The organism is Streptococcus sp. S784/96/1 (assembly GCF_902729355.1).
GTDB classification, from domain to species: domain Bacteria; phylum Bacillota; class Bacilli; order Lactobacillales; family Streptococcaceae; genus Streptococcus; species Streptococcus caledonicus.
In genome coordinates this window covers 59,201-85,177 of record NZ_CACVCC010000007.1, presented here as the reverse complement: position 1 = coordinate 85,177, position 25,977 = coordinate 59,201, and the positions used below count along the sequence as shown (strand labels likewise).

General features: G+C 41.4%; 19 protein-coding genes and 3 pseudogenes. 18 read left to right on the top strand and 4 right to left on the bottom strand.

Going from position 1 to position 25,977, the window contains the following annotated elements; genetic code table 11:
• The 7 genes from GZ996_RS03975 to purH all read left to right on the top strand — a co-directional run bounded on the left by GZ996_RS03975 (window position 1) and on the right by purH (window position 9,810).
• Window positions 1-3,726, top strand: a complete 3,726-nt coding sequence (locus GZ996_RS03975) for a phosphoribosylformylglycinamidine synthase (protein ID WP_162011379.1) — start codon at window positions 1-3, stop codon at window positions 3,724-3,726.
• Between the two features lie 153 nt (window positions 3,727-3,879).
• Window positions 3,880-5,334, top strand: coding sequence for an amidophosphoribosyltransferase (gene purF / locus GZ996_RS03970; protein WP_162011378.1), 1,455 nt, complete (start codon window positions 3,880-3,882; stop codon window positions 5,332-5,334).
• A gap of 87 nt (window positions 5,335-5,421) precedes the next feature.
• Entirely contained in the window at window positions 5,422-6,447 is a 1,026-nt protein-coding gene (gene purM / locus GZ996_RS03965) for a phosphoribosylformylglycinamidine cyclo-ligase (protein WP_162011377.1), read from the top strand.
• Window positions 6,447-7,001, top strand: coding sequence for a phosphoribosylglycinamide formyltransferase (gene purN, locus GZ996_RS03960; RefSeq protein WP_162011376.1), 555 nt, complete (start codon window positions 6,447-6,449; stop codon window positions 6,999-7,001). The genes purM and purN overlap by 1 nt, the downstream gene beginning before the upstream one ends.
• A 22-nt stretch (window positions 7,002-7,023) precedes the next feature.
• Complete coding sequence (locus GZ996_RS03955) at window positions 7,024-7,776, top strand: GNAT family N-acetyltransferase (RefSeq protein WP_162011375.1); 753 nt, start codon at window positions 7,024-7,026, stop codon at window positions 7,774-7,776.
• Between the two features lie 47 nt (window positions 7,777-7,823).
• A complete protein-coding gene (locus tag GZ996_RS03950; RefSeq protein WP_162011374.1) occupies window positions 7,824-8,198 on the top strand; it encodes a hypothetical protein in 375 nt (124 codons plus the stop codon).
• Between the two features lie 64 nt (window positions 8,199-8,262).
• The gene (gene purH, locus GZ996_RS03945; RefSeq protein WP_162011373.1) at window positions 8,263-9,810 is read left to right on the top strand and encodes a bifunctional phosphoribosylaminoimidazolecarboxamide formyltransferase/IMP cyclohydrolase; all 1,548 of its coding nucleotides are present in this window, start codon (window positions 8,263-8,265) and stop codon (window positions 9,808-9,810) included.
• Between the two features lie 40 nt (window positions 9,811-9,850).
• Here purH and GZ996_RS03940 read toward each other — a convergent pair.
• Window positions 9,851-10,802, bottom strand: a pseudogene (locus GZ996_RS03940) (IS30 family transposase).
• A 182-nt stretch (window positions 10,803-10,984) separates the two neighbouring features.
• Here GZ996_RS03940 and GZ996_RS03935 point away from each other — a divergent pair.
• The 4 genes and pseudogenes from GZ996_RS03935 to GZ996_RS03920 all read left to right on the top strand — a co-directional run bounded on the left by GZ996_RS03935 (window position 10,985) and on the right by GZ996_RS03920 (window position 14,788).
• Complete coding sequence (locus tag GZ996_RS03935; protein WP_162011372.1) at window positions 10,985-13,171, top strand: GmrSD restriction endonuclease domain-containing protein; 2,187 nt, start codon at window positions 10,985-10,987, stop codon at window positions 13,169-13,171.
• A 160-nt stretch (window positions 13,172-13,331) separates the two neighbouring features.
• Window positions 13,332-13,547, top strand: a pseudogene (gene relB / locus GZ996_RS03930) (type II toxin-antitoxin system RelB family antitoxin).
• A pseudogene (locus tag GZ996_RS03925) lies at window positions 13,544-13,733 on the top strand (type II toxin-antitoxin system RelE family toxin). The pseudogenes relB and GZ996_RS03925 overlap by 4 nt, the downstream one beginning before the upstream one ends.
• Window positions 13,734-13,792: 59 nt before the next feature.
• Window positions 13,793-14,788, top strand: coding sequence for a Gfo/Idh/MocA family protein (locus GZ996_RS03920; RefSeq protein WP_162011371.1), 996 nt, complete (start codon window positions 13,793-13,795; stop codon window positions 14,786-14,788).
• 114 nt (window positions 14,789-14,902) lie between these two features.
• On the opposite strand, the gene GZ996_RS03915 is transcribed toward GZ996_RS03920, so the two are convergent.
• Window positions 14,903-15,436: a TetR/AcrR family transcriptional regulator gene (locus tag GZ996_RS03915; protein ID WP_156806203.1), complete on the bottom strand. Its 534-nt coding sequence runs from the start codon at window positions 15,434-15,436 to the stop codon at window positions 14,903-14,905.
• A gap of 132 nt (window positions 15,437-15,568) precedes the next feature.
• Here GZ996_RS03915 and GZ996_RS03910 point away from each other — a divergent pair, with 132 nt between their 5' ends.
• Complete coding sequence (locus GZ996_RS03910) at window positions 15,569-18,010, top strand: YhgE/Pip domain-containing protein (protein WP_162011370.1); 2,442 nt, start codon at window positions 15,569-15,571, stop codon at window positions 18,008-18,010.
• 418 nt (window positions 18,011-18,428) lie between these two features.
• On the opposite strand, the gene GZ996_RS11840 is transcribed toward GZ996_RS03910, so the two are convergent.
• The gene (locus tag GZ996_RS11840; protein WP_274378778.1) at window positions 18,429-18,665 is read right to left on the bottom strand and encodes a CHAP domain-containing protein; all 237 of its coding nucleotides are present in this window, start codon (window positions 18,663-18,665) and stop codon (window positions 18,429-18,431) included.
• Window positions 18,563-20,146, bottom strand: coding sequence for a GBS Bsp-like repeat-containing protein (locus tag GZ996_RS03905; RefSeq protein WP_274378777.1), 1,584 nt, complete (start codon window positions 20,144-20,146; stop codon window positions 18,563-18,565). Before GZ996_RS03905 ends, GZ996_RS11840 begins: the two co-directional genes overlap by 103 nt.
• A 228-nt stretch (window positions 20,147-20,374) precedes the next feature.
• Between GZ996_RS03905 and purD the strand changes: the two genes are divergently transcribed.
• From purD to purB, 6 genes are all read left to right on the top strand, one after another.
• A complete protein-coding gene (gene purD / locus GZ996_RS03900) occupies window positions 20,375-21,637 on the top strand; it encodes a phosphoribosylamine--glycine ligase (RefSeq protein ID WP_162011369.1) in 1,263 nt (420 codons plus the stop codon).
• Window positions 21,638-21,846: 209 nt separating this feature from the next.
• Window positions 21,847-22,335 (top strand): 5-(carboxyamino)imidazole ribonucleotide mutase, encoded by a 489-nt coding sequence (purE, locus tag GZ996_RS03895; protein ID WP_162011368.1) that lies wholly within the window; start codon window positions 21,847-21,849, stop codon window positions 22,333-22,335.
• Entirely contained in the window at window positions 22,322-23,401 is a 1,080-nt protein-coding gene (purK, locus tag GZ996_RS03890) for a 5-(carboxyamino)imidazole ribonucleotide synthase (RefSeq protein ID WP_162011367.1), read from the top strand. Before purE ends, purK begins: the two co-directional genes overlap by 14 nt.
• Window positions 23,402-23,422: 21 nt before the next feature.
• Window positions 23,423-23,818, top strand: coding sequence for a hypothetical protein (locus GZ996_RS03885; protein WP_162011366.1), 396 nt, complete (start codon window positions 23,423-23,425; stop codon window positions 23,816-23,818).
• Between the two features lie 15 nt (window positions 23,819-23,833).
• Window positions 23,834-24,514, top strand: coding sequence for a hypothetical protein (locus tag GZ996_RS03880; RefSeq protein WP_162011365.1), 681 nt, complete (start codon window positions 23,834-23,836; stop codon window positions 24,512-24,514).
• A gap of 2 nt (window positions 24,515-24,516) precedes the next feature.
• Complete coding sequence (gene purB, locus GZ996_RS03875; RefSeq protein WP_162011364.1) at window positions 24,517-25,812, top strand: adenylosuccinate lyase; 1,296 nt, start codon at window positions 24,517-24,519, stop codon at window positions 25,810-25,812.
• The last annotated feature ends 165 nt before the right edge of the window (window positions 25,813-25,977 follow it).

The window sequence follows — 25,977 nt, the reverse complement described above, 5'->3', positions numbered from 1 at the left end:
ATGGATAGACGTATTTTCGTTGAAAAGAAGGCTGATTTTCAGGTAAAATCACAGGCTCTGGTGAAAGAATTGACCCATCGGTTGCAGTTGACTAGTTTGTCAACTGTTCGCATTGTGCAGGTTTATGATGTGTTCAATTTATCAGAAAATCTCGTTGAACGAGCTGAAAAACACATTTTTTCTGAGCAAGTGACTGATAACATTTTGTCAGAAACTGAAGTAGCGGAATCTCTTAGTCAATCAGCCTTTTTTGCGATTGAAAGTTTGCCTGGTCAATTTGATCAACGGGCAGTTTCAGCTCAAGAAGCTCTGCTATTGCTAGGGGGGACAACGGATGTCGTCGTGAATACCGCCCAGCTTTATTTGGTGAATAAGGATATTGCAGCAGATGAGTTGGAAGCGGTAAAGCATTATCTTTTAAATCCCGTTGATTCACGTTTCAAGGATATTACAATAGCTATTCAACCGCAGGCATTTTCAGTGTCAGATAAAACCATTCCAACCTTGGATTTCTTTGAAACTTATACGGCAGAAGATTTTTCGGTTTATAAGGCAGAACAGGGAATAGCTATGGAGGTTGCTGACCTTGTCTTTATTCAAGATTACTTTAAATCAATTGGGCGCGTGCCAACTGAAACTGAGTTGAAGGTTTTGGATACTTATTGGTCAGACCACTGCCGTCACACCACTTTTGAAACAGAATTGAAACAGATCAATTTTTCGGAATCACAATTCCAAGAGCAGTTGCAAGCAACCTATGATAAATATTTAGCTATGCGTGAGGAATTGGGGCGCTCAGATAAGCCACAAACTTTGATGGATATGGCGACGATTTTTGGACGCTACGAGCGTGCCAATGGCCGTTTGGATGATATGGAAGTATCAGATGAAATCAATGCTTGCTCAGTAGAGATTGAGGTTGATGTCAATGGCGTTAAAGAGCCGTGGCTCCTTATGTTCAAGAATGAAACTCACAATCACCCAACAGAAATTGAGCCGTTTGGCGGAGCGGCGACTTGTATTGGCGGAGCGATTCGTGATCCCTTGTCAGGGCGTTCATATGTTTACCAAGCGATGCGGATTTCAGGGGCTGGCGACATTACAGTTCCGCTTTCGGCGACGCGTGAAGGAAAATTGCCACAGCAGGTCATTTCAAAAACGGCAGCTCATGGGTATTCTTCATATGGAAATCAAATTGGACTTGCAACGACGTATGTGCGTGAGTATTTCCATCCAGGCTTTGTGGCTAAACGGATGGAGCTTGGTGCGGTTGTTGGTGCGGCTCCAAAGGAAAATGTTATCCGTGAAAAACCAGAAGCGGGAGATGTGGTCATTCTTCTTGGTGGAAAAACAGGTCGTGATGGTGTCGGTGGAGCGACAGGTTCGTCTAAAGTTCAGACGGTTGAATCGGTTGAAACAGCTGGCGCAGAGGTTCAAAAAGGAAATGCCATTGAAGAGCGTAAAATTCAACGCCTCTTCCGTAATGGTGAAGTGACTCGGCTTATTAAAAAATCAAATGACTTTGGTGCAGGTGGTGTCTGTGTCGCCATCGGTGAATTGGCTGACGGACTTGAAATTGACCTTGATAAGGTGCCACTTAAATATGCTGGTCTAAACGGTACAGAGATTGCTATCTCAGAATCCCAAGAGCGTATGGCGGTTGTGGTGCGTCCTAGTGATGTGGATACTTTTATCTCAGCTTGTGCGACAGAAAATATTCATGCTGTAGTTGTGGCAACAGTGACTGAAAAACCAAATCTTGTCATGATGTGGAATGGGCAAACCATTGTGGATATTGAGCGTCGCTTCCTTGATACCAATGGGGTTCGCGTAGTAGTAGATGCCAATGTAGTGGACAGCGAAGTAGCTGCTCCAGAAGTACGCGTCACTTCAGCAGAAACTCTTGAAAAAGATACTTTAGCTGTTTTGGCTGATTTGAACCACGCTAGTCAAAAAGGGTTGCAGACGATTTTTGATAGTTCTGTTGGTCGCTCTACTGTTAATCATCCGCTTGGAGGCCGTTATCAAGTGACTCCAACAGAGGCTTCTGTACAGAAATTACCAGTTCAGCATGGTGTGACAACGACAGCCTCTGTGATAGGACAAGGATTTAATCCTTATATCGCAGAATGGTCTCCATATCATGGGGCTGCTTATGCAGTCATTGAAGCGACTGCACGGTTAGCAGCAACAGGGGCTAACTGGTCTAAGGCTCGCTTCTCTTATCAAGAATACTTTCAGCGTATGGATAAACAAGCTGACCGCTTTGGTCAACCAGTTGCAGCTCTCCTTGGCTCTATTGAAGCTCAAATTCAGCTTGGTTTGCCATCAATCGGTGGTAAGGATTCAATGTCAGGTACTTTTGAAGAGTTGACTGTCCCTCCAACGCTCGTTGCCTTTGGGGTAACGACTGCGGATACTCGTAAGGTTTTGTCGCCAGAGTTCAAAGTTTCTGGAGAGAACATTTACTACCTACCAGGTCAAGCCATCTCTGCCGATATTGATTTTGCACTGATTAAGCAGAATTTTGAAGCCTTGTCTGCCATTCAAGAAAAACATACGTTGACTTCAGCTTCCGCTGTCAAATATGGTGGTCTGATTGAAGCTCTAGCTCTAGCGACATTCGGTAATCGTATCGGTGTTTCTGTGGAAATAGCAGAGCTTGACAGTAGCTTGACAGCTCAATTGGGAGGTTTCATTTTTACTTCAAAAGAGGAGATTGCTGACGCGGTGAAAATTGGTCAAACGACAGCGGACTTTAACGTAGTTGTCAATGGTGTCAACCTATCTGGTGAGAGCTTACTAGCAGCCTTTGAAGGCACATTAGAAGATATCTATCCAACGGTGTTTGAACAAGAAACAACTTTGGAAACATTACCCGCTATTGTCACTGATACCGTGAAACAAGCTAAAGAAATCGTTGACAAACCTTTGGTTTACATTCCAGTTTTCCCGGGGACAAACTCTGAATATGATTCGGCTAAGGCTTTTGAACAGGCCGGTGCTAAGGTGAACATGGTTCCGTTTGTCACTCTTGATGGTGAAGCGATTGAGCAGTCTGTTGACACTATGGTTGACCATATTAATCAGGCTAATATTCTCTTCTTTGCTGGCGGTTTCTCTGCTGCGGATGAGCCAGATGGCTCAGCTAAATTTATCGTGAATATCTTACTCAATGCAAAAGTGCGCTCTGCTATTGACAACTTTATCGACCGTGGTGGTTTGATCATCGGTATCTGTAATGGTTTCCAAGCGCTTGTGAAATCAGGCCTCCTACCTTATGGTAATTTTGAGGATACGACTGAAACCAGCCCAACCCTTTTCTACAACGATGCTAACCAACACGTTGCCAAAATGGTGGAAACTCGTGTGGCGAATACCAACTCTCCATGGCTTGCAGGTGTCCAAGTAGGCGATGTTTATGCGATTCCAGTATCACACGGTGAAGGAAAATTTGTCGTGACAGCAGAAGAATTTGCAGAGTTGCGTGATAATGGGCAAATTTGGAGTCAATATGTGGACTTTACTGGTCAGCCAAGTATGGATAGCCAATATAATCCAAATGGATCTCTTCATGCCATCGAAGGAATTACGAGCAAGAACGGGCAAATCATTGGTAAGATGGGGCACTCAGAACGTTGGGAAGAAGGTCTTTTCCAAAATATTCCAGGAAATAAAGACCAAAAACTCTTTGAAAGTGCCGTGAAGTATTTTACAGGGAAATAAAATGAATGAGTGAACGAAAGTGAACTCGTAGTAGGTGCTTTTCACCGTGATAAAAAAGTGATAACATCACTCTGGAGGTGTCAAGGACTATTGATTTAGTCATGAAATAATGTCATCACCACATACGAAAAACACCCAAAAAGGAAAAATCAAATGACATACGAAGTAAAATCATTAAATGAAGAATGTGGTGTCTTTGGCATTTGGGGACACCCACAGGCAGCCCAAGTGACCTATTTTGGGCTTCATAGCCTGCAGCACCGCGGTCAAGAAGGGGCGGGGATTGTCTCAAATGACCAAGGGCATCTGTTGGGCCACCGTGATACAGGGTTGCTCTCAGAAGTCTTTAAAAAGCCAGCTGATTTGGAAAAATTAACAGGGACAGCAGCGATTGGACATGTGCGCTATGCGACAGCAGGCGCAGCCTCAATCAATAACATTCAGCCCTTTCTTTACACCTTTACCAATGAGCAACTAGCTCTTGCCCACAATGGGAATTTAACCAATGCGGTGTCGTTAAAAAAAGAATTGGAAGCGCAAGGGGCCATTTTTAATGCTTCATCAGATACAGAAATCTTGATGCACCTCATTCGCCGTAGCCACAATCCGGAATTTATGGGGAAGGTTAAAGAGGCTTTGAATACTGTCAAAGGTGGCTTTGCTTATCTTTTAATGACAGAGGACAAACTCATTGCGGCGCTTGATCCTAATGGCTTCCGCCCGCTTTCTATTGGAAAAATGAAAAATGGCGCTTGGGTAGTCTCTTCAGAAACCTGCGCCTTTGAAGTAGTTGGTGCCGAGTGGGTTCGAGATGTCAATCCTGGAGAAGTGCTTATCATTGATGACAATGGCATCCAGTATGATACTTACACCACTGATACACAGTTGGCTATTTGTTCGATGGAATATGTGTATTTTGCACGTCCTGACTCCACCATTGCGGGTGTCAACGTCCATACGGCTCGTAAAAATATGGGAAGAAGGCTGGCGCAGGAATTCAAGTATGAAGCTGACATTGTGGTTGGTGTGCCAAACTCATCCTTATCAGCAGCTATGGGCTTCGCTGAAGAATCAGGTCTGCCAAACGAGATGGGCTTGGTCAAAAATCAATACACGCATCGGACCTTTATCCAACCAACGCAAGAATTACGTGAGCAGGGTGTTCGCATGAAACTCTCAGCGGTATCTGGTGTCGTCAAGGATAAACGTGTGGTCATGGTTGATGACTCGATTGTTCGAGGAACAACGTCACGCCGTATTGTTCAATTATTGCGTGAAGCTGGTGCTAAGGAAGTTCATGTGGCGATTGGAAGTCCAGAGTTGAAATACCCATGTTTTTATGGGATTGACATCCAGACCCGTCGGGAATTGATTTCGGCCAATCATAGTGTGGAAGAAGTGTGTGACATTATTGGGGCAGATAGCTTGACATATTTGTCATTGGATGGCTTGATTGACTCGATTGGCTTAGAAACCGATGCGCCAAATGGTGGGCTCTGTGTGGCTTATTTTGATGGGAACTATCCAACCCCATTGTATGACTATGAGGAAGCTTATCTTAAGAGCTTGGAAGAAAAGGTCAGTTTTCACATTGATCACGTTAAATAGCTCTGCTATTTTCCAAAAGAATTGACACTAAATTGACGGTTTGTTTACAAGGTTGACAAGTTTGTCAACATCAAAAAGGAGAAAGAAATGTCTAAAAACAAAAATGCGTATGCCCAATCTGGTGTGGATGTTGAAGCTGGTTATGAGGTTGTTGAGCGGATTAAGAAGCACGTGGCGCGTACTGAGCGTCTGGGTGTGATGGGAGCTCTCGGTGGCTTCGGCGGGATGTTTGACCTAACGACAACAGGTGTCAAAGAGCCAGTCCTTATCTCAGGGACAGACGGTGTTGGGACCAAGCTCATGCTAGCAATCAAATATGATAAGCACGATACCATTGGTCAAGATTGCGTTGCCATGTGTGTCAACGACATTATCGCTGCTGGTGCTGAGCCACTTTACTTCCTTGACTATGTGGCGACTGGTAAAAATGTTCCTGAAAAGTTGGAACAAGTTGTCGCTGGTGTGGCAGAAGGCTGTGTGCAAGCTGGGGCTGCTCTTATTGGTGGAGAAACCGCTGAAATGCCTGGAATGTACGGCGAAGACGACTATGATTTAGCTGGTTTTGCAGTAGGGATTGCTGAGAAGTCTCAGATTATTGATGGCTCAAAAGTTAAAGCAGGCGATGTTCTTCTTGGACTTGCTTCTAGCGGGATTCATTCGAATGGGTATTCTCTCGTTCGCCGTGTCTTTGCAGATTACACAGGTGACGAAGTGCTACCTGAGTTGGAAGGTCAAAAACTCAAAGATGTCCTTCTTGAGCCAACTCGTATCTATGTCAAGCAAGTGTTGCCTCTTGTCAAAGCAGGGCTGGTTAATGGCATTGCTCACATCACAGGTGGCGGCTTTATCGAAAATGTGCCTCGTATGTTTGCGGACAATTTGGCTGCAGAAATTGGTAAGGATAAAATCCCAGTTTTGCCGATTTTCAAAGCTCTTGAGAAATACGGTGAGATTAAGCATGAGGAAATGTTTGAAATCTTCAATATGGGGATTGGGCTCATGTTGGCGGTTAGTCCTGAAAATGTGGCGCGTGTGACAGAGCTCCTAGACGAGCCAGTTTATGAGCTTGGTCGTATCGTGGAAAAAGCTGACGCGAGTGTGGTGATTCGCTAATGGCAAAAAAAATAGCAGTATTTGCTTCGGGTAATGGTTCTAACTTTCAGGTCATTGCAGAGCAATTTCCAGTTGAGTTCCTCTTCGCTGATAAACGAGAGGCCTATGTGCTAGAACGTGCTCAAAATTTGGGTGTGACCAGCTATACTTTTGAACTCAAAGAATTTGAAAACAAGGTGGCTTACGAAGAATCCATTGTGGAATTGCTAGATAAGCACCAAATTGATTTGGTTGTTTTGGCTGGTTATATGAAAATTGTGAGTAACACCTTGCTGTCTGCTTATGAAGGTCGCATCATCAATATTCACCCAGCTTACTTACCAGAATTTCCGGGTGCCCATGGCATCGAAGACGCTTGGAATGCAGGTGTTTCTGAAAGTGGTGTAACAGTTCATTGGGTGGACTCAGGGGTAGATACAGGACAAGTTATCAAACAAGTCCGTGTATCGCGTTTAGCAGATGATACGCTTGAAACCTTTGAAGCACGGATACACGAAGCGGAGTATGTGCTGTATCCGGAGGTGATTAGAGAGTTGGGAGTTGTAAAGAAATAGGATAATTTGTTACAATCACCCTATGAAAAGATTAAAAAATTTATCATTAGTAATTCCTTTGTTTCAAGATTGGGAAGAAACAATCATCTGGTCTTGCTTGCAGGGGGTGATGGGAGAGATTTTTGTAGATAACCTAGAATACCCACATTCGGCCTTGGCAAAACTAGGAAAACAGGCTTCTTTTGGATTTTTAGCAGGAAAGCCAAATCTTGATTTGATTGAAGAATGTCGAGGAGAGGACATTATCCTTGTTCCGCAGCATCAAGGGTGGTCGGATTTAATAGAAATGACATACAGGGCAAAGGCTCATGCTTTTACACGCTATGCAACCAAGAAAGATACTAGATTTGACCGTGAGAAGTTAGAAGAATTTATGACTAACTTGCCAGAAGGTTTTGAATTGCAATGGATTGATGAACAGCTGTATAAAGTTTGTTTGACCGAAGGCTGGTCACAAGACTTGGTCGCAAATTACGATGATTACCAGCACTATTCTCAACTTGGACTAGGAGTTATTGCCCTTTATCAAGGAAAGCTAGTGGCTGGTGCCTCGTCTTACTCAACCTATGAAAATGGGATTGAAATCGAGATAGATACTCACCCTGGTTTTAGGCGAAAGGGTCTGGCAAAAGTAGTCGCAGCTAAGCTGATTTTGACTTGCCTAGATAGAAATCTTTACCCTAGCTGGGATGCCCATACGAAGATTTCGTTAGATTTAGCAGAAAAACTCGGCTATGAATTTTCACACGAATACAGAGCTTATGAGATAAGATAAAGCAGATTAACACTCAAACTATTCACGCTAATCTAAAAGGAGGAGACATGTGTATTAAACAAAATTATATGCAGCTCAAAGACAAACTAAAGTCGAAACCTAAACAACTAGAGAGTCAGTCGGACTGGTTATTGGTTTTGGCGAATACCATGCGAGCCATGATTGTAAGTACTGATAAAAGTCAACTCGATTATCTTGATGAGATACTGGTAAAAAGAACAAGTCAAGAACTAAAACTTGCTTTTGATTTCTGCCAAGGACGATTTGGAGGAAATCGTTTTTCTTATCGTAGGCATCCTAACTACTTATATTTGTGCAGTTTAGTAGCAACTTTCCCAGAATTTGAAGTATCCTCAGAAGATCAAGCTTACCTCAAGGAAGTGATAGGATACGATCACTATCTTTTATATGAAATAGACTAATTTTTATTGCTTTAATAAACTAGAGATTGAGTGACTGGAGGTCATTCATTGAAAAGGAGACTCCATGACAAAACGTGCACTGATCAGTGTATCTGACAAAGCGGGCATCGTTGAATTTGCCCAAAAATTGACAGTTCTTGGTTGGGAGATTATCTCAACGGGCGGAACAAAAACTACCCTTGATAATGCTGGGGTAGCTACCATTGCTATCGACGATGTGACAGGTTTCCCTGAAATGATGGACGGTCGTGTTAAAACCCTTCATCCAAAAATCCACGGTGGACTTTTGGCGCGTCGTGATTTGAACAGTCATTTGGAAGCGGCAAGCCAGCATGAAATTGGTTTGATTGACCTTGTGGTGGTCAACCTTTATCCATTTAAAGAGACGATCCTGCGTCCAGATGCGACCTACGATTTGGCAGTGGAAAATATCGACATCGGTGGTCCATCTATGCTCCGTTCTGCTGCAAAAAATCATGCTAGCGTGACTGTTGTTGTGGATCCTGCTGATTATACAGTGGTTCTTGATGAACTGAAAGCAGATGGTGAAACGACTTACGCTACTCGTCAACGTTTGGCGGCTAAGGTTTACCGTCATACAGCGGCTTACGATGCCTTGATTGCGAATTACTTTACAGCGCAAGTTGGCGAAACCAAGCCTGAAAAACTAACCATCACTTACGACCTCAAACAGCCGATGCGCTATGGCGAAAACCCTCAACAGGATGCTGATTTCTACCAGTCAGCGATTCCGACAGAGTATTCTATCGCGTCAGCGAAACAGCTCAACGGTAAGGAACTTTCTTTCAATAATATCCGTGACGCGGATGCTGCAATCCGTATTATCCGTGATTTCAAGGAGCGTCCGACTATGGTGGCACTTAAACACATGAACCCTTGTGGTATTGGTCAAGCGGATACGATTGAAGGGGCTTGGGACAACGCTTATGCTGCTGACCCTGTTTCGATTTTCGGTGGTATTGTCGTTCTCAACCGTGAGGTGGATGCGGATACCGCTGAAAAAATGCATCCGATTTTCTTAGAAATTATCATTGCACCAAGTTATTCAGCAGAAGCGCTAGCTATTTTGACCAATAAAAAGAAAAACTTGCGTATCTTGGAGTTGCCATTTGATGCTCAAGAGGCGAGTGAGAATGAAGCGGAATACACAGGTGTAGTTGGTGGAATGCTGGTGCAAAACCAAGATGTCATCAAGGAAAATCCAGCAGACTGGCAAGTTGTGACCAAGCGTCAGCCAGATGCGCGTGAGCAAGTGGCGCTTGAGTTTGCCTGGAAAGCCATCAAGTATGTCAAATCAAACGGTATCTTGATTGCCAACGACCACATGACCCTCGGTGTCGGCCCAGGTCAGACCAACCGTGTGGCCTCTGTCCGTATCGCGATCGAGCAAGCTAAAGACCGCCTTGACGGCGCAGTCCTCGCCTCAGACGCCTTCTTCCCATTTGCGGATAACATCGAAGAGATCGCAGCCGCAGGCATCAAAGCTATCATCCAACCAGGTGGCTCCGTCCGCGACAAAGACTCCATTGACGCAGCCGACAAACACGGTATTGCAATGGTCTTTACAGGCGTGAGACATTTTAGACATTGATGGGGACAATTTAAAAAATAATTTTATTATTTCTCATTTGTCAAATTAAGTTAGACATTTTCAAGTTAGTCAGAAAAACTTGATACGGAGTTAGATAGTTCAATGATTTTCTAGGAATTCTATTTCTTTCATCAGCTATAGCTGATAAATAGTTTTGAGAAATATCATTGAAGTCCATCTGCTTAGGAAGTCCGTGCCGTCTTAATAAGCCGTTAGAATGCTCATTAAGCCCCCGCTGCCCTGGACATCCTGGATCCGCAAAGAAAATGTCAATATCATGTTTATTGGAAATGGACTTCCAATTGGAAAACTCTTTCCCACAATCAAAAGTGATAGACTTGAAGAGATTCTTAGGAAACCGGGACATCCATTGGTTTATAGCAGCTTCAATGTCGCTGGCTTTTCGCCCTTTGGATTGAAGCACGATCATCGCTTTTGACTGCTTTTCAACTAGCGTGATAACAGCGCTTTTATGATTCTTTCCAACAATAGTATCTCCTTCAAGGTGACCAAATTCAGTTTCAAAGTTTGGATAAACGTTAGCGCGTTCCCGCAAATCTCTGCGAAAAGCTTGTTTTCCTCGCCTCTCTTTCTTCCCATTTGGCTTTCGATTGCCTTGCCAAGGCATATCCTCTTTCTTGAAGATGCCGCGGTCAGCTAAGCGATAGAGAGTACGCATGGAGCAAGGAATTTTATCAGGATGGGTTCCTTTTATCACCATCGAGGCTCCAATCTGATGCTAGATAGGATTGAATAAACTCTTGTACTGGTTTGGTGAGTTGGGTCTTTTGCCGACCACAATGCCTCTTGTTGGCTTTGTAGCGTTGATAATAGTCATAAGCTGAATGACCCGTTTTCAGAAAAGAGATAACATTATAAATGGTTTGTCGCGCTCTTCCAAGTGACTTTGCAATAGCGCAAACTTTCTTACCATCTTGGTAATAAGCCTCTATCATTACGAGTTCATTTGTGGTAAGATGAGTATAGGTCATTTATGTTAGTTCCTTTCAGACAAATGTGGTAGTTTATCTGAGCCTAACATAGATGGCTTTTTCTGTCTAGCTTAATTTTACAAATTGGGATTGATAAAAAATCCAGTAACCACTGGATTTTTTGATATAATTAAAATTATAATATGATGTTTTAATTATTAGAATAACTTTGAGGTGATTTTATGGAAAGTGGTTTAAACAATTTGAGCAATTTATTCAAGAGTGGAATATATAAAATACCAGATTATCAAAGAGGTTATGCATGGGGAACAAAAGAGATTGAGGATTTTTGGGAAGATTTATATAATTTATCGGCAGAGAGAAGTCATTATGGAGGAGTTATAACATTAGAACCAATTCCAGAATATGAGTTAAATAAAAATGATATTGATTCTTGGTTTTTAAGCAAAATTAATAAAACGCCCTATTACGTTGTTGATGGACAACAGAGGCTGACTACGGCAATGATTCTCTTAAAAGTTATACTTGAAGTAGCAAGGAGCAAATCATTAACAATACTAAATGAATTTGATTCTATTTCAGAAATTGAGAAAGATTTTATTGTGTTAAAGAGGGAAGCAGATGGTGCTTTCTATTTACCGTTTTCATATGAGGTCGAAAACGATAGTTATGGATTTTATATTTCAAAAATATTGGGATTAAATAGTTTTGAAAATAAATTTCCAATTTATGAAAATAAATATAGTGATAACCTTCAAATTGCTTATGATTTTTTTAAAGAAAGAGTGAGTAAATTAGAACAAACAGGAATTGATTCACTGTATACAAAGTTAGTTCATAAATTAGTGTTTAACAGATATGTTATTGATTCAAGTTTAGATATTCATGTTACGTTTGAGACAATGAATAATAGGGGAAGGGTACTATCAACACTGGAATTATTGAAGAATCGATTGATTTATCTTACTACACTATATACTCAGGTATCTAGACACGAGAGAAATAATGTAAAAGACCAAATTAATGATGCTTGGAAAAGAATGTATAGGAGTATTGGAGAGATAGAACATAGTAAAAATTCATTTGATTGGAATGATCGCCGATATAGATTTTCTTCACAAACTACTGATGATATATTTTTAGATGCGCAGCTAACAGCTTATCCAATAAATAAGTTTAAAAATTTTTTAGGTTCAAAAGAACAGTTAAATTATGAAAAAAACACTTCGATTTTACAAGCAGGAAACTTATTAAAAGATATTTTCACATCTCAAAATGTAATACAAAACAAATTGAAATTAAGAGATATCCAAGATTATATCGAAGATTTGAAGGTGAGTATTATAGTTTGGAAAAACATGCAACTTACACTAAATTCTCCATATGATATAAAAACTAAAGAATACTTATCTCGTATTAATTTTCTGACTAGATCGAATAGACATTACAATAGAAGAAAAGAATTTGTTATACCAAAAGAGATCTTTAATGGAATATTCGAAGCTAATTCCATTGAGGAATTATCAAAAAATTTGACTTATGATAAGGAGACTCATTCTTTTTATGATACTCAGTCCATTCAAGATTCAGTTCAAAAATTCATATTTAAGCTACTAAAAGTAGCAAGTGGGAATATGTTACAAATATTAAAAAATATTGAGAGATTTTTATTTTTAGATTCCTTCGTCCCTGAGACTGATGAAATAAAATATGAAGAATTAAATAAAGGAAAAGGAAATCTACAATATGAAGTATTTATTTTACTTTGTTACATAGATAGACAGCCTGAAATAACTGAGGAGTTGTTAGGTAAATTTAATGAACGATTAGTTAGAATAGGTAAAGAATACTTAAAATTACTTGCTAAAAGTTATGATATACTATCAGAATCCCAGTCGTATATCAACTATTCAAAATTGTCTTACTATATTTTAACGCAATACAATTTAGAATTGATGGATATATCTAAGGAAAACTTCAATGAGTTCGAAAGATTAAGTTTTTATTTTGAAAAACAAAAATATAACTTAGAGCATATTTATCCTAGAAATCATAGATACAAATACTGGAAAGAGCGTTTTGGAAATTTGAATCAAAAAAATAGTGATAGGTATAAGAATACTCTTGGAAATTTGATTGTTATTTCAGCTAGAAAAAATGAGAAATTAGAAAATAAGTCTTACCCTGAAAAGTGTGATTTTGGAACAACAAACAATCCAACAGGTTATAAATATGGAACGATGGCAGAAAAATATTTGGCAGAACACTATTCTGATTGGACTCAGGAAGCAATTTTTAAGAGGGGGAAGGAAATTTTAACATTTATGCACAAGGAATGGGGAATTAAAGTATCACAGAAAGATTCTAGACGAGTATTAGGCTTACCAGAAAATAAATCGCAATACTAAATCTAACGAAAAAATCTTCTCTTCTAAATTTTACTTTGATTATGCGGGTGGTAGCTACTTATTTTAGAAGAGTTTTATATCAGTATTTCATAGAGAGTTATAGTTGTCTCTCCTTTCTCCTAAATAACGAGAATACAAAGTATTCAAGAGGTGAAAAAACATGGCAACAATGACATTACGTATTAATGACCAAGATGGTGAATTGATTAAGAAATATATCTAAGTACACGGTTTGACCATTTCAGAATTTGCACGTCAGGCCATGTTGGAAAAAATCGAAGATGAATATGATTTGCAAGTTCTTCCTCAAGCGATGGCAGAGGATGATGGGGTTCGTATTCCTGTGGAAGACTTATTTGAGGAATTTGGTATATGATTTATAAGGTTGTACTGACATCAAAAGCAGAAAAACAATTGCGTAAATTAGATAACTTCACAAGGAAAACCATCCTGTCGTGGATTAAAAAGAATCTTTATCAAACCACCAATCCTCGCCAACATTTATGACGATGATATTGTGATCGAAGTTTTTGCAGTCAGCCATCGCAAGGATATTTACTAAAGCAAGCTGAAAAGCTTGTTTTTTGCTATAATGAAACCAGAAACTCACAGGAGGTCATTATGATAGAGGGAAAACAGTACAACTGGGCGACATTGGGGACAGGTGTGATTGCAAATGAGCTAGCGCAAGCCTTGGAAAAGCAAGGTAGAAAGCTTTACTCGGTTGCCAACCGGACCTATGATAAGGGCGTAGCTTTTGCTCAAAAATATGGGATTGAAAAAGTTTATGAAGTGATTGATGAGGTTTTTGAGGACCCTGAGGTGGACATCATTTATATCTCAACGCCGCATAACACCCATATCAATTTTTTGCGCAAGGCCTTGGCTAATGGGAAACATGTGCTTTGTGAGAAATCGATTACGCTGAATTCGGAGGAATTAGCAGAGGCGATTCAGCTAGCAGAAGAAAACCATGTGGTGTTGGCGGAAGCTATGACTATTTTTCACATGCCGATTTACCGTAAGCTGTCAGAGGTGGTGGCTTCTGGGAAATTGGGTGAGCTCAAACTGATTCAGATGAATTTTGGGAGTTATAAAGAGTACGACATGACCAATCGCTTTTTCAGTCGTGACTTGGCAGGCGGTGCTTTACTTGACATCGGTGTTTACGCTCTTTCTTTTGTTCGCTGGTTCATGAGTTCTACCCCAAATCAGCTGGCTTCACAGGTCAAGCTGGCGCTGACTGGCGTGGACGAGCAGGTGGGGATTCTTCTGACCAATGCCGAAGGGGAGATGGCGACGATTGCGCTCAGTCTTCACGCCAAGCAACCAAAACGCGGAACCATCGCTTACGACAAAGGTTACATCGAGCTCTACGAGTACCCGCGTGGGCAAAAAGCGGTCATTACTTACACTGAGGATGGTCACCAAGAAGTGATTGAAGCTGGCGATACAGCGCAGGCTCTATCTTACGAAGTGGCGGATATGGAAAAAGCTGTCGCAGGTATTGAGAATCGCATGTATCTTGATTATACCCGTGATGTCATGGCGGTGATGACACAGCTCCGCAGGGAATGGGGCATGACTTACCCAGAGGAAGAGTCAGTAAAAAATTAGTTTGTGAATGAAACAGTATTTTGTCTGTCTCTTAATTTTTAATAGAATGATTGATCCTAATTCTTTTGAATTAGGATTTTTGATTGAAAAAATCCCAACGCATTAGATTGGGATTTATGGTAATAGTTTCATCAAGAAATTCGTCATTTCACTTGGACTTTCTTGTTTACCATTGCTAATCCAAGCTTGACAGATTCCAACAATGGCATAGGAAAAGTAAATGCTTGTATAGTCTCTTTCTGTGGGATTTAGAGTATGAGGATTAAATGTCTCCCCTAAATCTTTTGATAGGAGTAGACGGACTTTATTGAGGATAAAATTTTGTAATTCTTGCGTTCCATTCGGACTTAAGAGTGTGGATAATAATTCCTCTTTTGCTAAAAGAGTAAAAATCTCTAAAAGAGCAGTAGCTTTATCACCATCGTGTGATAAAATAATGTCTTCTAATTTTGTAAAAAAGGTTTGTTGATAATGTTCAATCATATCATATTTATCTTTATAATGAGTATAGAAGCTTGAACGGCTGATTCCAGCTGTTCGAGCTAATTCGATGGTGGTAATATCATTGAAATTATTCTTTTCTAAGCAAGTCACCATGGCCTGAAGAAGCGCTTTTTTTGTATTTTCTTTTCGATTGTCGCCTGCCATTATTTTTTCCTATTCCACATTTTTGTACATAGTGTCTAAAAAGTTTGATTGACACTTGATTCCTCTTTTTGAACTTGTATAATAGAGTCTATCAAAAAATAGACAGTATGTCCAAAAAAGGAGTGATGATTATTGAAAAATTTAGAAAAACTGAAAAAGATTAAATTGTGGGTGACCATCATAGGAATTTCTTTGATTCCTGCCCTGTACAATCTCATTTTTCTTTCGTCTATGTGGGATCCCTATGGACGCTTAGATCAGTTACCCGTTGCAGTCGTTAATCAGGACCAATCCGCAAAATTGAATGATCAGACATTATCGATTGGTACGGATATGGTCACGCAAATGAAAGAACATAAAGATTTGGATTTTCACTTTGTTTCACAAAAAGAGGCAGAGGATGGTCTGAAATCAGGTGACTATTATATGATTGTGACATTGCCTCAGGATCTCTCAAAAAAGGCAACAACTTTGCTGACAGAAAAACCTCAGAAATTAGATATTGTATATCAAACTTCGAAGGGACATAGTTTTGTTGCAGCAAAAATGAGTGATTCTGCAATGAAATCACTCAAAGAGTCTGTTTCCAAGACCATCACCGAAACGTATACGAGCTCTGTTTTTCAAAGCTTACAGCATCTACAGTCTGGTATGAAAGATGCTAGTGCAGGTAGTGATAAACTCTTTTCTGGTAGCCGAGACTTACAGAGTGGTCATCAGCAGTTGAGAAATGGTCTATCTAGTTTAACGCAAGGAGCAGCGACTTTATCAGATGGTGCCGGTCGTTTAGAAGCTGGATTGACCACATATACAAATGGAGTGGCAAAGTTAGCCCCAGGCGCAGCGCAATTATCTAAGGGTGTGGAACGTTACGCTGAGGGAACGACTCAATTGACAGTAGGTGCCCAAAAAATCAGTCAAAATTCTGAAGCATTGTTAAATGGAGTCCATCAACTGAATAGAGGAATAACTGAGATGCAACCGTTGGTAGATGGAACAACTCGGTTGGCAAGTAGCTTGACACAACTATCGCAAGCCAGTGACTTATCGCAAGAAGAGCGTGAACAAATTCGTCAATTAATTGAAGGTTTACCAGCATTGCAAGCGGCGATCACTCAGTTAACGGCAACTATTTCAGGTGTGACAGAACCAGTCAGTAGTACTGATGTAACGACGCTATTAACGGATATAGCGACTCAAGCCCAAACAATTCTATCAGCTGCAGAAGCGGATAAAAGAACGAATTTATCAGCTGTTCAAGCTACTAGTGCCTATCAAGGTCTAAGTACGGAGCAGCAAGCAGAAATTAGCTCTGCTATTTCTCAAAATCCTTCTAGTCTAGCAAATCAAGCTCAGGCTATCTTAGAAGATGCAGAAAGAATAAAAGAATCTCTAAGTGTTATTGATCAAGTGGGTTCTCAGTTGCCACTGCTTCAGGCAGGGATTCGTCAAATCGATGATCAAGCTCAAATAGCTCTACCCGGTGCTACGACTGCTTTAGGAAAATTAATTGATGGATTGGATCAAGTGCATACTGTAGTCAGTGAACAGATTAGTCCAGCGAGTCAACAAGTTGCAACAGGTGTCGAGCTTCTTCAAGAGAAGATGGATCAAGGAACTATTCAATTAGAAAATGGATTGACTGCCTATTCGAGTGCTGTGGATCAATTAGCAGCAGGTGGTCAGACATTAGTGAGCAATAGTGGAGACTTGATGGCGGGTGGTCAGAAACTATCCGCTGGCTTACATCAATTAAACGAGAATTCAGCAACCTTGGTGAATGGTAGCCAAAGTTTAGTAGATGGAACAAATCAACTCACTGGGGGAGCAGGGCAATTAGAGAGTGGGCATCAGCAGTTAAGCGATGGTCTTGTTAGTTTGGTAGGAGGTATTGAGACACTTGGTGGTTCTTTACAAAATGCAAGTAACCAACTGTCTCTTGTATCAGTATCAGAGAAAAATGCTGAGGCAGTTTCTGCTCCTGTAAAAGTAACGAAGAAAGACACGGATCAAGTGGCAACGAATGGTGTTGGTCTAGCTCCATACATGATGTCGGTCTCCTTGATGGTAGTAGCCATTTCAGCAAATGTCATTTTTGCTAAATCATTGGATGGGAAGAACTACTCTAGCCGTGTAATATGGGCTAAAAGCAAACTATTCTTCAATGGTGCTATTGCTACAGCTGCTGCTATTCTACTTTTTGGAGCCATTTATCTGATTGGTGTCGAACCAGTACATCCTTTTGCAACAATGGTTTTTACTATTTTAATAGCGTGGACGTTAATGGCTTTAGTAACAGCCCTAATCGGTTGGAACAATCGTTATGGATCCTTTATAGCGATGCTTCTCCTATTGCTTCAATTGGGATCTAGTGCAGGAACCTATCCTATTCAACTGAGTCCAGCTTTCTTTGAACGTATTCAACCGTTCTTGCCTATCAGCTATGCCGTCTCAGGGCTTCGTCAAACGATTTCCATGTCTGGAGATATTGGAGGGCAGTTCACTGCTTTGGTGCTATTCTTTATCTTTTTCTGCGGACTGGGCTTAGCTATTTTCCGAAATGAAGCAGAATAAAAGCTAGATTAGTAGAGAGATGATATAAGAAAAATTGCTTTTATGTCGTACCCCAAGCGTTAGATACAATATCTAACACTTGGGGTGTTTTTTACTATAATTAGAATTAATGATGACAAGCTAGTCAAGACTAGGCAACATAGTTTTAAGTTGGTGGGTATCTGACACTAGATTTTTCAACCTCAAATACATACCGCTAGCGTGTTTTTGACTCTTTGATATGTCTGGGGGTTATTTGCAACCTTTCTTTCTTCATGCATCAAGCATAAAAATGCTGAGAGGTTTTGGTTACGGGATAAAGGTTGATAAGCAAAGTAAAATGAAAAGGACTTCGTTCTGGATAGCATAGAACAAAATCCTTTCAATGCTCATTTATCCAACTTTTAGGATCGTATAAAATTTAAGATTTTTTGTTTGTTTAATTCGGATAAATATATTCTGTCACGCCATCAGCAACAGGGTCAAACCATCCGCGGAAGTCTCCAATATATTGTTTGCCAGCATAGTTGGCTTCTTTCACACGAATACGTGTTGGACTAGATATTTCTGTTACTACAGCAACATGGCCATATTCACCTGCTGTCCAGACAGCGACAGCTCCAACTCTTGGAGTACTTTCTGTCTTAAAGCCTGCGGCACGAGCAGAATACCCCATTGGTTGGCGTTTCCCCAATAGTTTCTCACCCAAGGAGCAAGTTCTTTCACTCCCCAAGTACATTGGCCGATAGGATAAGTGTTGGCTTCTGTTACGCGATGAGCCTGGTTTACCTGCATAGTAAAGGCTCCTAATCCCGTATTGCCTTGATAGACATGTACATGGTAGAGCCCACTGCCAATGTGATTATTCAGTGGAATATTTCCTGTAAAAGTTTTATCTGCAGATTTTGTTGCAGGATACCATTTGAGGTCATCTTGCCCATTCGTATCAGACCAAACAGCATAGTTTACGGGAGTGTTGTCATAGACATTTTTTATGGTGATACTCATGTTTCCTACATAGGCTAGTTGATTGGAAAACTGAACAGGTAAACGTGCACCTGATAAGTCAACCGTTTCAGCGATATAACCCACACGGCTACCATCTTCATACGTTACATAGACATGATTTTGATAATGTTCTGTCACTGCTTGATGTTCTTGGAAATGGACAGAAGCTTGGTAGTTTCCGTTTTGCAGGACAGCTTGTCGCCACTTTATGTTACTCTGATTACTAGTAGACCAAGTCGCAATATCAACTTGTTTGATTTTCTTTGTCCCAACTTGTTCTTGAACTACAATGCTGTAAGATCCTTTGGTTTTATTGATATCTTTTAAGAAAATAGATGGTGCTTGCTGGGTGGGGATATGCGCCTTCTCAACTGTTATACTCGAAGTTGCTGTATAATTTAGTTTAGAAGAAGGGGTATCTTTTGTGTAAAGGTGAATAGTATATGCCCCTGTATCAAATTTATGATCTTTTAAGAGTACACGAACAGAGTAGCTACCATCACTATTGTATTGAGCGTTATACCATTTTAGTTCATCTTGACCGTTTTTGTTAGACCAAATCGGAACTTTTACTTCAGTTAAATTGGCAGGTAAATTCTGAATGCGAACGTCTAAAACTCCTGGTTCGGGGATAGCAATTGTAATACTTGGCATTGGTTTGGTCACAGTAGTGGTGCTTTCTTCTAAAAAGACAGGTTTGTCTTGCACGACAATGTAAGAGTGAATGATATATTGGCCATAACCCTTGTGCTGAGAAAGTGGAATAACAGTCTCTGTATCACCTGCAAGATACCATTTAAGGTCATCTTGTCCATTTTCAGCGGACCAAATAGCGTATTGAATTTTATAATTCTTTTGTTCTGCAGAGCGATTATAGAAGATAGATAAGGTTTGCCCTTTTTGTTGCGTAGTCAAAGGAGCAGTTAACTTACTGATAGTCTGTGGGATTTGTGTGGCAGATTCTGTTACGATTTTGGTCGTAGTAGCTGGCTGTGTCGTCTGTGGCACTTGCACTTGACTGCTAGTATGAGTGGTAGCTTTTGTAGTTGTTTCTATACTCGTTGTAGTTTCAGCAGAAACAAGGGGACTTTGGACAAGGCTTGCCATCAAGACAGCCGACGATAACAATAATGTTGAATATTTTTTCATTCATAAACTCCTACCTAACCTGTTCGCAGAAGAGGATCGAAAAATGAAAAAATTGGAGCAAACTTGGTAACATTTTTGGGGAATAAAATGAAAGAAAAAATTTTTTGAAGTAATTTCTTGAAATCATGTACTCAAATTTCCGAAAAAACGAACAAATGTGATACAATATACATATACATTCGTAAAAATTGTATTTTCGGATAAAAGAACAAAAGAGGTATCTGAACTATGAAGCTGTTGGTTATCGGTTCTGGTGGACGTGAGCATGCGATTGCTAAGAAACTTTTAGAATCGCCACAGGTGGACATGGTCTATGTTGCGCCAGGCAATGATGGCATGACCCTAGATGGGTTACAACTGATCAATCTCGGAATTTCCGAACATTCTGCCCTGATTGATTTTGCCAAGAAAAATAACATCGCTTGGACCTTTGTCGGGCCTGATGATGCATTGGCGGCGGGTATCGTGGATGATTTTGAAGCCGCAGGTCTCAAGATTTTTGGACCGACCAAGGCGGCTTCGGAGCTGGAGTGGTCAAAAGATTTTGCCAAGTCTATCATGGTCAAGTACGGCATCCCAACAGCCGCCTATAGTACTTTTACAGACTTTGAGGAGGCCAAGGCTTATATCGAAAAACAGGGCGCCCCTATCGTGGTTAAGGCAGACGGCTTGGCACTGGGCAAGGGAGTAGTCGTGGCTGAGACGGTGGGGCAGGCGGTTGAGGCGACGCGTGAGATGCTTTTGGACAATAAATTCGGAGACTCCGGTGCACGTGTGGTTATTGAAGAATTCCTAGATGGTGAGGAGTTTTCTCTCTTTGCCTTTGCTAATGGCGAACAGTTTTCCCTCATGCCAACTGCTCAAGATCATAAGCGGGCTTACGATGGAGATACGGGACCCAACACAGGTGGTATGGGGGCTTATGCACCAGTTCCCCACCTACCTCAGTCCGTCATCGATCAGTCGGTGGAGACCATTATCAAGCCCCTACTGGCAGGTATGGTGGCAGAAGGACGTCCCTATCTCGGTGTTCTCTATGCAGGTCTCATTCTGACAGCTAATGGTCCTAAGGTTATCGAGTTTAACGCTCGTTTCGGCGACCCGGAAACCCAGATTATCCTCCCTCGTCTGACCTCTGATTTTGCGCAAAACATCAGCGATATCTTGGACAAGAAAGAGCCAACCATCACTTGGCGTGAGGATGGCGTAACCCTTGGCGTTGTCGTCGCTTCAGATGGTTACCCGCTCGATTACAATAAGGGCGTAGTCCTTCCAGAAAAGACTACTGACGACATTATCACCTACTATGCAGGGGCTAAGTTTGATGACAATAGCAGAGCCCTGCTCTCAAACGGAGGTCGTGTCTATATGCTAGTCACCACAGCTGACACCGTCCCAGCAGCGCAGGAAAAAATCTATGCTGAGCTGGCAAATCAAAACACTGAGGGGCTCTTTTATCGAACAGACATCGGAAGTAAAGCAGTGAAATAAAATATAATGTAATCAGAAAAACGAGCGTAAGCGAGATAACCCCGTCAGTTGTCGCCGTGCTGAAAGTCACCAAGTCAGTTTGGACTTGGTGACAGGGGATTTTTGAGACTTTGGGCTCGAAAATAAACAATGGAACGCCGCGCCGATGGCGGTCGCTTGCGTCCTCTAGCACTTAAGACAACTGACAAAAAGAAAAAAGGAAGATTAAAATGAAACCAATCATTTCCATTATCATGGGCTCAAAATCTGACTGGGCAACCATGCAAAAAACTGCTGAAATCCTCGATCAATTCAGCGTCCCCTACGAGAAAAAAGTCATTTCTGCCCACCGTACCCCAGACCTTATGTTTAAGCACGCAGAGGAAGCACGCGGTCGTGGTATCAAAGTCATCATCGCAGGTGCTGGCGGGGCAGCTCACCTCCCTGGTATGGTTGCAGCTAAGACGACACTACCCGTCATCGGTGTACCTGTTAAGTCTCGTGCCCTCAGTGGTCTCGATTCCCTCTATTCCATTGTCCAGATGCCAGCAGGTGTGCCTGTGGCAACCATGGCCATTGGAGAAGCGGGAGCAACCAATGCGGCTTTGACGGCCCTACGCATCCTCTCTATCGAAGATAGCGGTATCGCAGACCAACTAGACAGCTTTGCTATTGAACAAGGAAAAATCGCGGAGGCTATGAGCGATGAACTCAACTAAAATAATCGGGATTATTGGTGGCGGTCAACTGGGTCAGATGATGGCTATTTCCGCTATCTATATGGGACACAAGGTCATTACGCTAGACCCAGCGGCGGATTGCCCAGCTTCGCGCGTGAGTGAGGTGATTGTGGCATCTTACAGCGATGTAGAGGCTCTTCGCCAACTGGCAGAGCGCTGTGATGTGCTCACTTATGAGTTTGAAAATGTTGATGCGGATGCGTTAGACGCCGTGATAACAGACGGTCAATTGCCGCAAGGGACAGACCTTCTGAGTATTTCTCAAAATCGCATTTTTGAAAAAGATTTCTTAACTAATAAGGCTGGCGTGACAGTATCACCTTATCGTGTGGTGACCTCTAGGCTTGATTTGGAAAATCTTGACTTCTCAAAAACCTATGTCCTCAAAACTGCCACGGGTGGCTATGATGGCCACGGTCAGGTCGTCATTCGTTCTCGCGCCGACCTTGAAGTAGCCAACAAGCTGGCTAATGCTACCGAGTGCGTCCTGGAGGAGTTCGTCAATTTTGACTTGGAAATCTCGGTCATCGTATCTGGCAATGGCAGAGATGTCACCGCCTTTCCCGTTCAGGAAAATATCCACCGTAACAATATCCTGTCAAAAACCATCGTCCCAGCCCGTATTTCAGACGACTTGAGCGCTAAAGCGCAGGCCATGGCGGTGAAAATCGCAGAGCAGCTCAACCTGTCTGGCACCCTCTGTGTGGAAATGTTTGTGGCAGGCGATGAGATTCTAGTCAATGAAATCGCTCCACGCCCCCACAACTCAGGACATTACTCTATCGAAGCCTGTGATTTTTCACAATTTGATACCCATATCTTGGGTGTGTTAGGACAGCCATTACCAGCCATCAAACTCCATACCCCAGCCGTCATGCTCAACGTCCTCGGTCAACACATGGAACAAGCCCAAGCCTATATCGCAGAAAACCCTAGCGCCCACCTCCACCTCTATGGTAAAATAGAAGTAAAGCACAACCGCAAAATGGGACACGTGACGGTGTTGGGGGAAGATGTGGAAAGTGTGGGGGAGTTTGATTTTTGATGATGAGAGAAGGAAAGTCTAATGCAAGTAAATGTTGATGACAGTAATTTTTCCGGTTACTCAGTAGAGGCACAAGATAGAGTATCTGAGGCAACTAAGGAATATTGTGAGTTTTTAATTAAAGAGGTAGATAGAATTGAAAAGAGCGAAAGAACTTCGGATGGACAGAAGGAAGTAATCGGTAGTCATGTTATTAAAGCTCGTACAAAGCTAAATAAAGAATATTTCCCATCGAAAAGAGATAAAATAATTTTGGGAATAACAACTATAGTTATTGCTATAACTTCAATATCTGTGGGTTCATTATGGGGCTCTAATCCTGATACTGATTTACTTAAGTATATTTGGTTTATTATATCGGTAGCTCTTCTAATGTCAGCTTTGTTGATACAATTTTATTATACAGCTGTGAAATAGTGGTGAGGTTATCAAATGGAACAAAAAAAATTAGAATTTTATTTGGATAGCTTATCTGAAGAATACAAAGAGTTACTATATAAGACTATACTAGATAGATCAAAATCAATTGAGAATATCTCAGAAAATGATTTATTAAGTATCGATGATAGGGCAAAAAAAGTACTGAGACAAGCAAATAAGACTGAAAAATATAAAATTTTTCAAATGGTAGCTATGATGTATGTACTGTTAGGTGTAATTATTTTGGCGTATATATATATAAGAGAGTTTAAATATTATCAATATAGTTCAATTAATACATTGGCTGTACTAATGATAGTTTTTGGGTTATACCTAGTATTCATTGTGATGCTCCTACAGTTGCTCCAGCAGCTTAAAAAGAACAGGCAACAATCTATTAAAGAACGTAATCAAGTAGAAATTATACTTGAATATTATAAGAGGCTTGAGAAAGCCGTAAAAAAATACTTTCCTGAAGAAAATAAAAGAAGAAATCTTAGTGCCTCGCTTCGTGAAATCAGAGCAAAAGATATTATTAATGACGACGATTACAATGTATTAAATACATTTTTTGATTTACGTAATAATCTAGTGCATTTCTCAGAGAAAAATAGTTTAACTAATTATATTGATAGCGAAGATGTATTGAAAAAGACAAAAAAAATTATTATAAAGATCGAACAAAGGAGTTAAACATGATCGAACGTTATTCTCGTCCTGAGATGGCGAACATTTGGAGTGAAGAAAATAAATACCGTGCTTGGCTTGAGGTGGAAATTCTCGCTGATGAGGCATGGGCTGAGTTGGGGGAAATCCCTAAGGAAGATGTGGCGAAAATTCGTGAAAATGCGGATTTTGACATCGACCGTATTTTGGAAATTGAGCAAGAAACACGCCATGACGTGGTGGCATTCACGCGTGCCGTGTCTGAAACACTTGGCGAAGAGCGCAAGTGGGTTCACTATGGTTTGACCTCAACCGACGTGGTAGATACTGCCTACGGCTACCTTTACAAACAAGCCAACGACATCATCCGTAAAGACCTTGAAAACTTTACTAATATCGTGGCTGAAAAGGCGCGTGAGCACAAGATGACCATTATGATGGGTCGTACTCACGGGGTTCATGCGGAGCCAACAACTTTTGGTCTTAAGTTGGCTACTTGGTACAGCGAAATGAAGCGTAACCAAGAGCGTTTCGAGCGTGCAGCGGCAGGCGTTGAGGCTGGTAAAATTTCTGGTGCGGTGGGCAACTTTGCCAACATTCCACCATTTGTGGAGGAGTATGTCTGCGACAAGCTGGGCATCCGTCCGCAGGAGATTTCAACTCAAGTTCTTCCACGTGACCTCCACGCAGAGTATTTCTCGACGCTGGCTATCATCGCAACCTCTATCGAACGTATGGCGACGGAGATCCGTGGTCTGCAAAAATCGGAGCAGCGTGAAGTCGAAGAGTTCTTTGCCAAGGGTCAAAAAGGCAGCTCTGCTATGCCTCATAAACGCAACCCCATTGGTTCTGAAAACATGACAGGGCTTGCGCGTGTCATTCGTGGGCACATGGTGACGGCTTATGAGAACGTGGCGCTCTGGCACGAGCGGGACATCTCACACTCATCAGCGGAGCGTATCATCACGCCTGATACAACGATCCTCATTAACTACATGCTCAACCGTTTTGGCAATATCGTCAAGAATTTGACGGTCTTTCCTGAAAACATGATCCGCAACATGAACTCGACCTTTGGTCTCATTTACAGCCAGCGTGTCATGTTGAAACTCATCGAAAAAGGCATGACGCGTGAGGAGGCTTATGACTTGGTACAGCCAAAAACAGCCTACTCATGGGACAACCAAGTGGACTTCAAACCGCTTCTTGAAGCAGACGAGAAAGTCACCGAAAAACTCACCCAAGACGAGATTGACGAACTCTTTAACCCAGCCTACTACATCAAGCGGGTCGATGAAATTTTTGAGAGACTAGGGTTAAATTAATAGTAATGAGGGAGCTGTCAAACACAGCTCTTTTTTCGTTCAATTTTCTTAGGTGATGATATTCCTCAAGAAATATTAAGATAATCTTAAGACAACCATAAGATTACATAAAATCTGCTCATTATCGAAAAAATTATGCTGAAATTTGATACAATGTATATAATA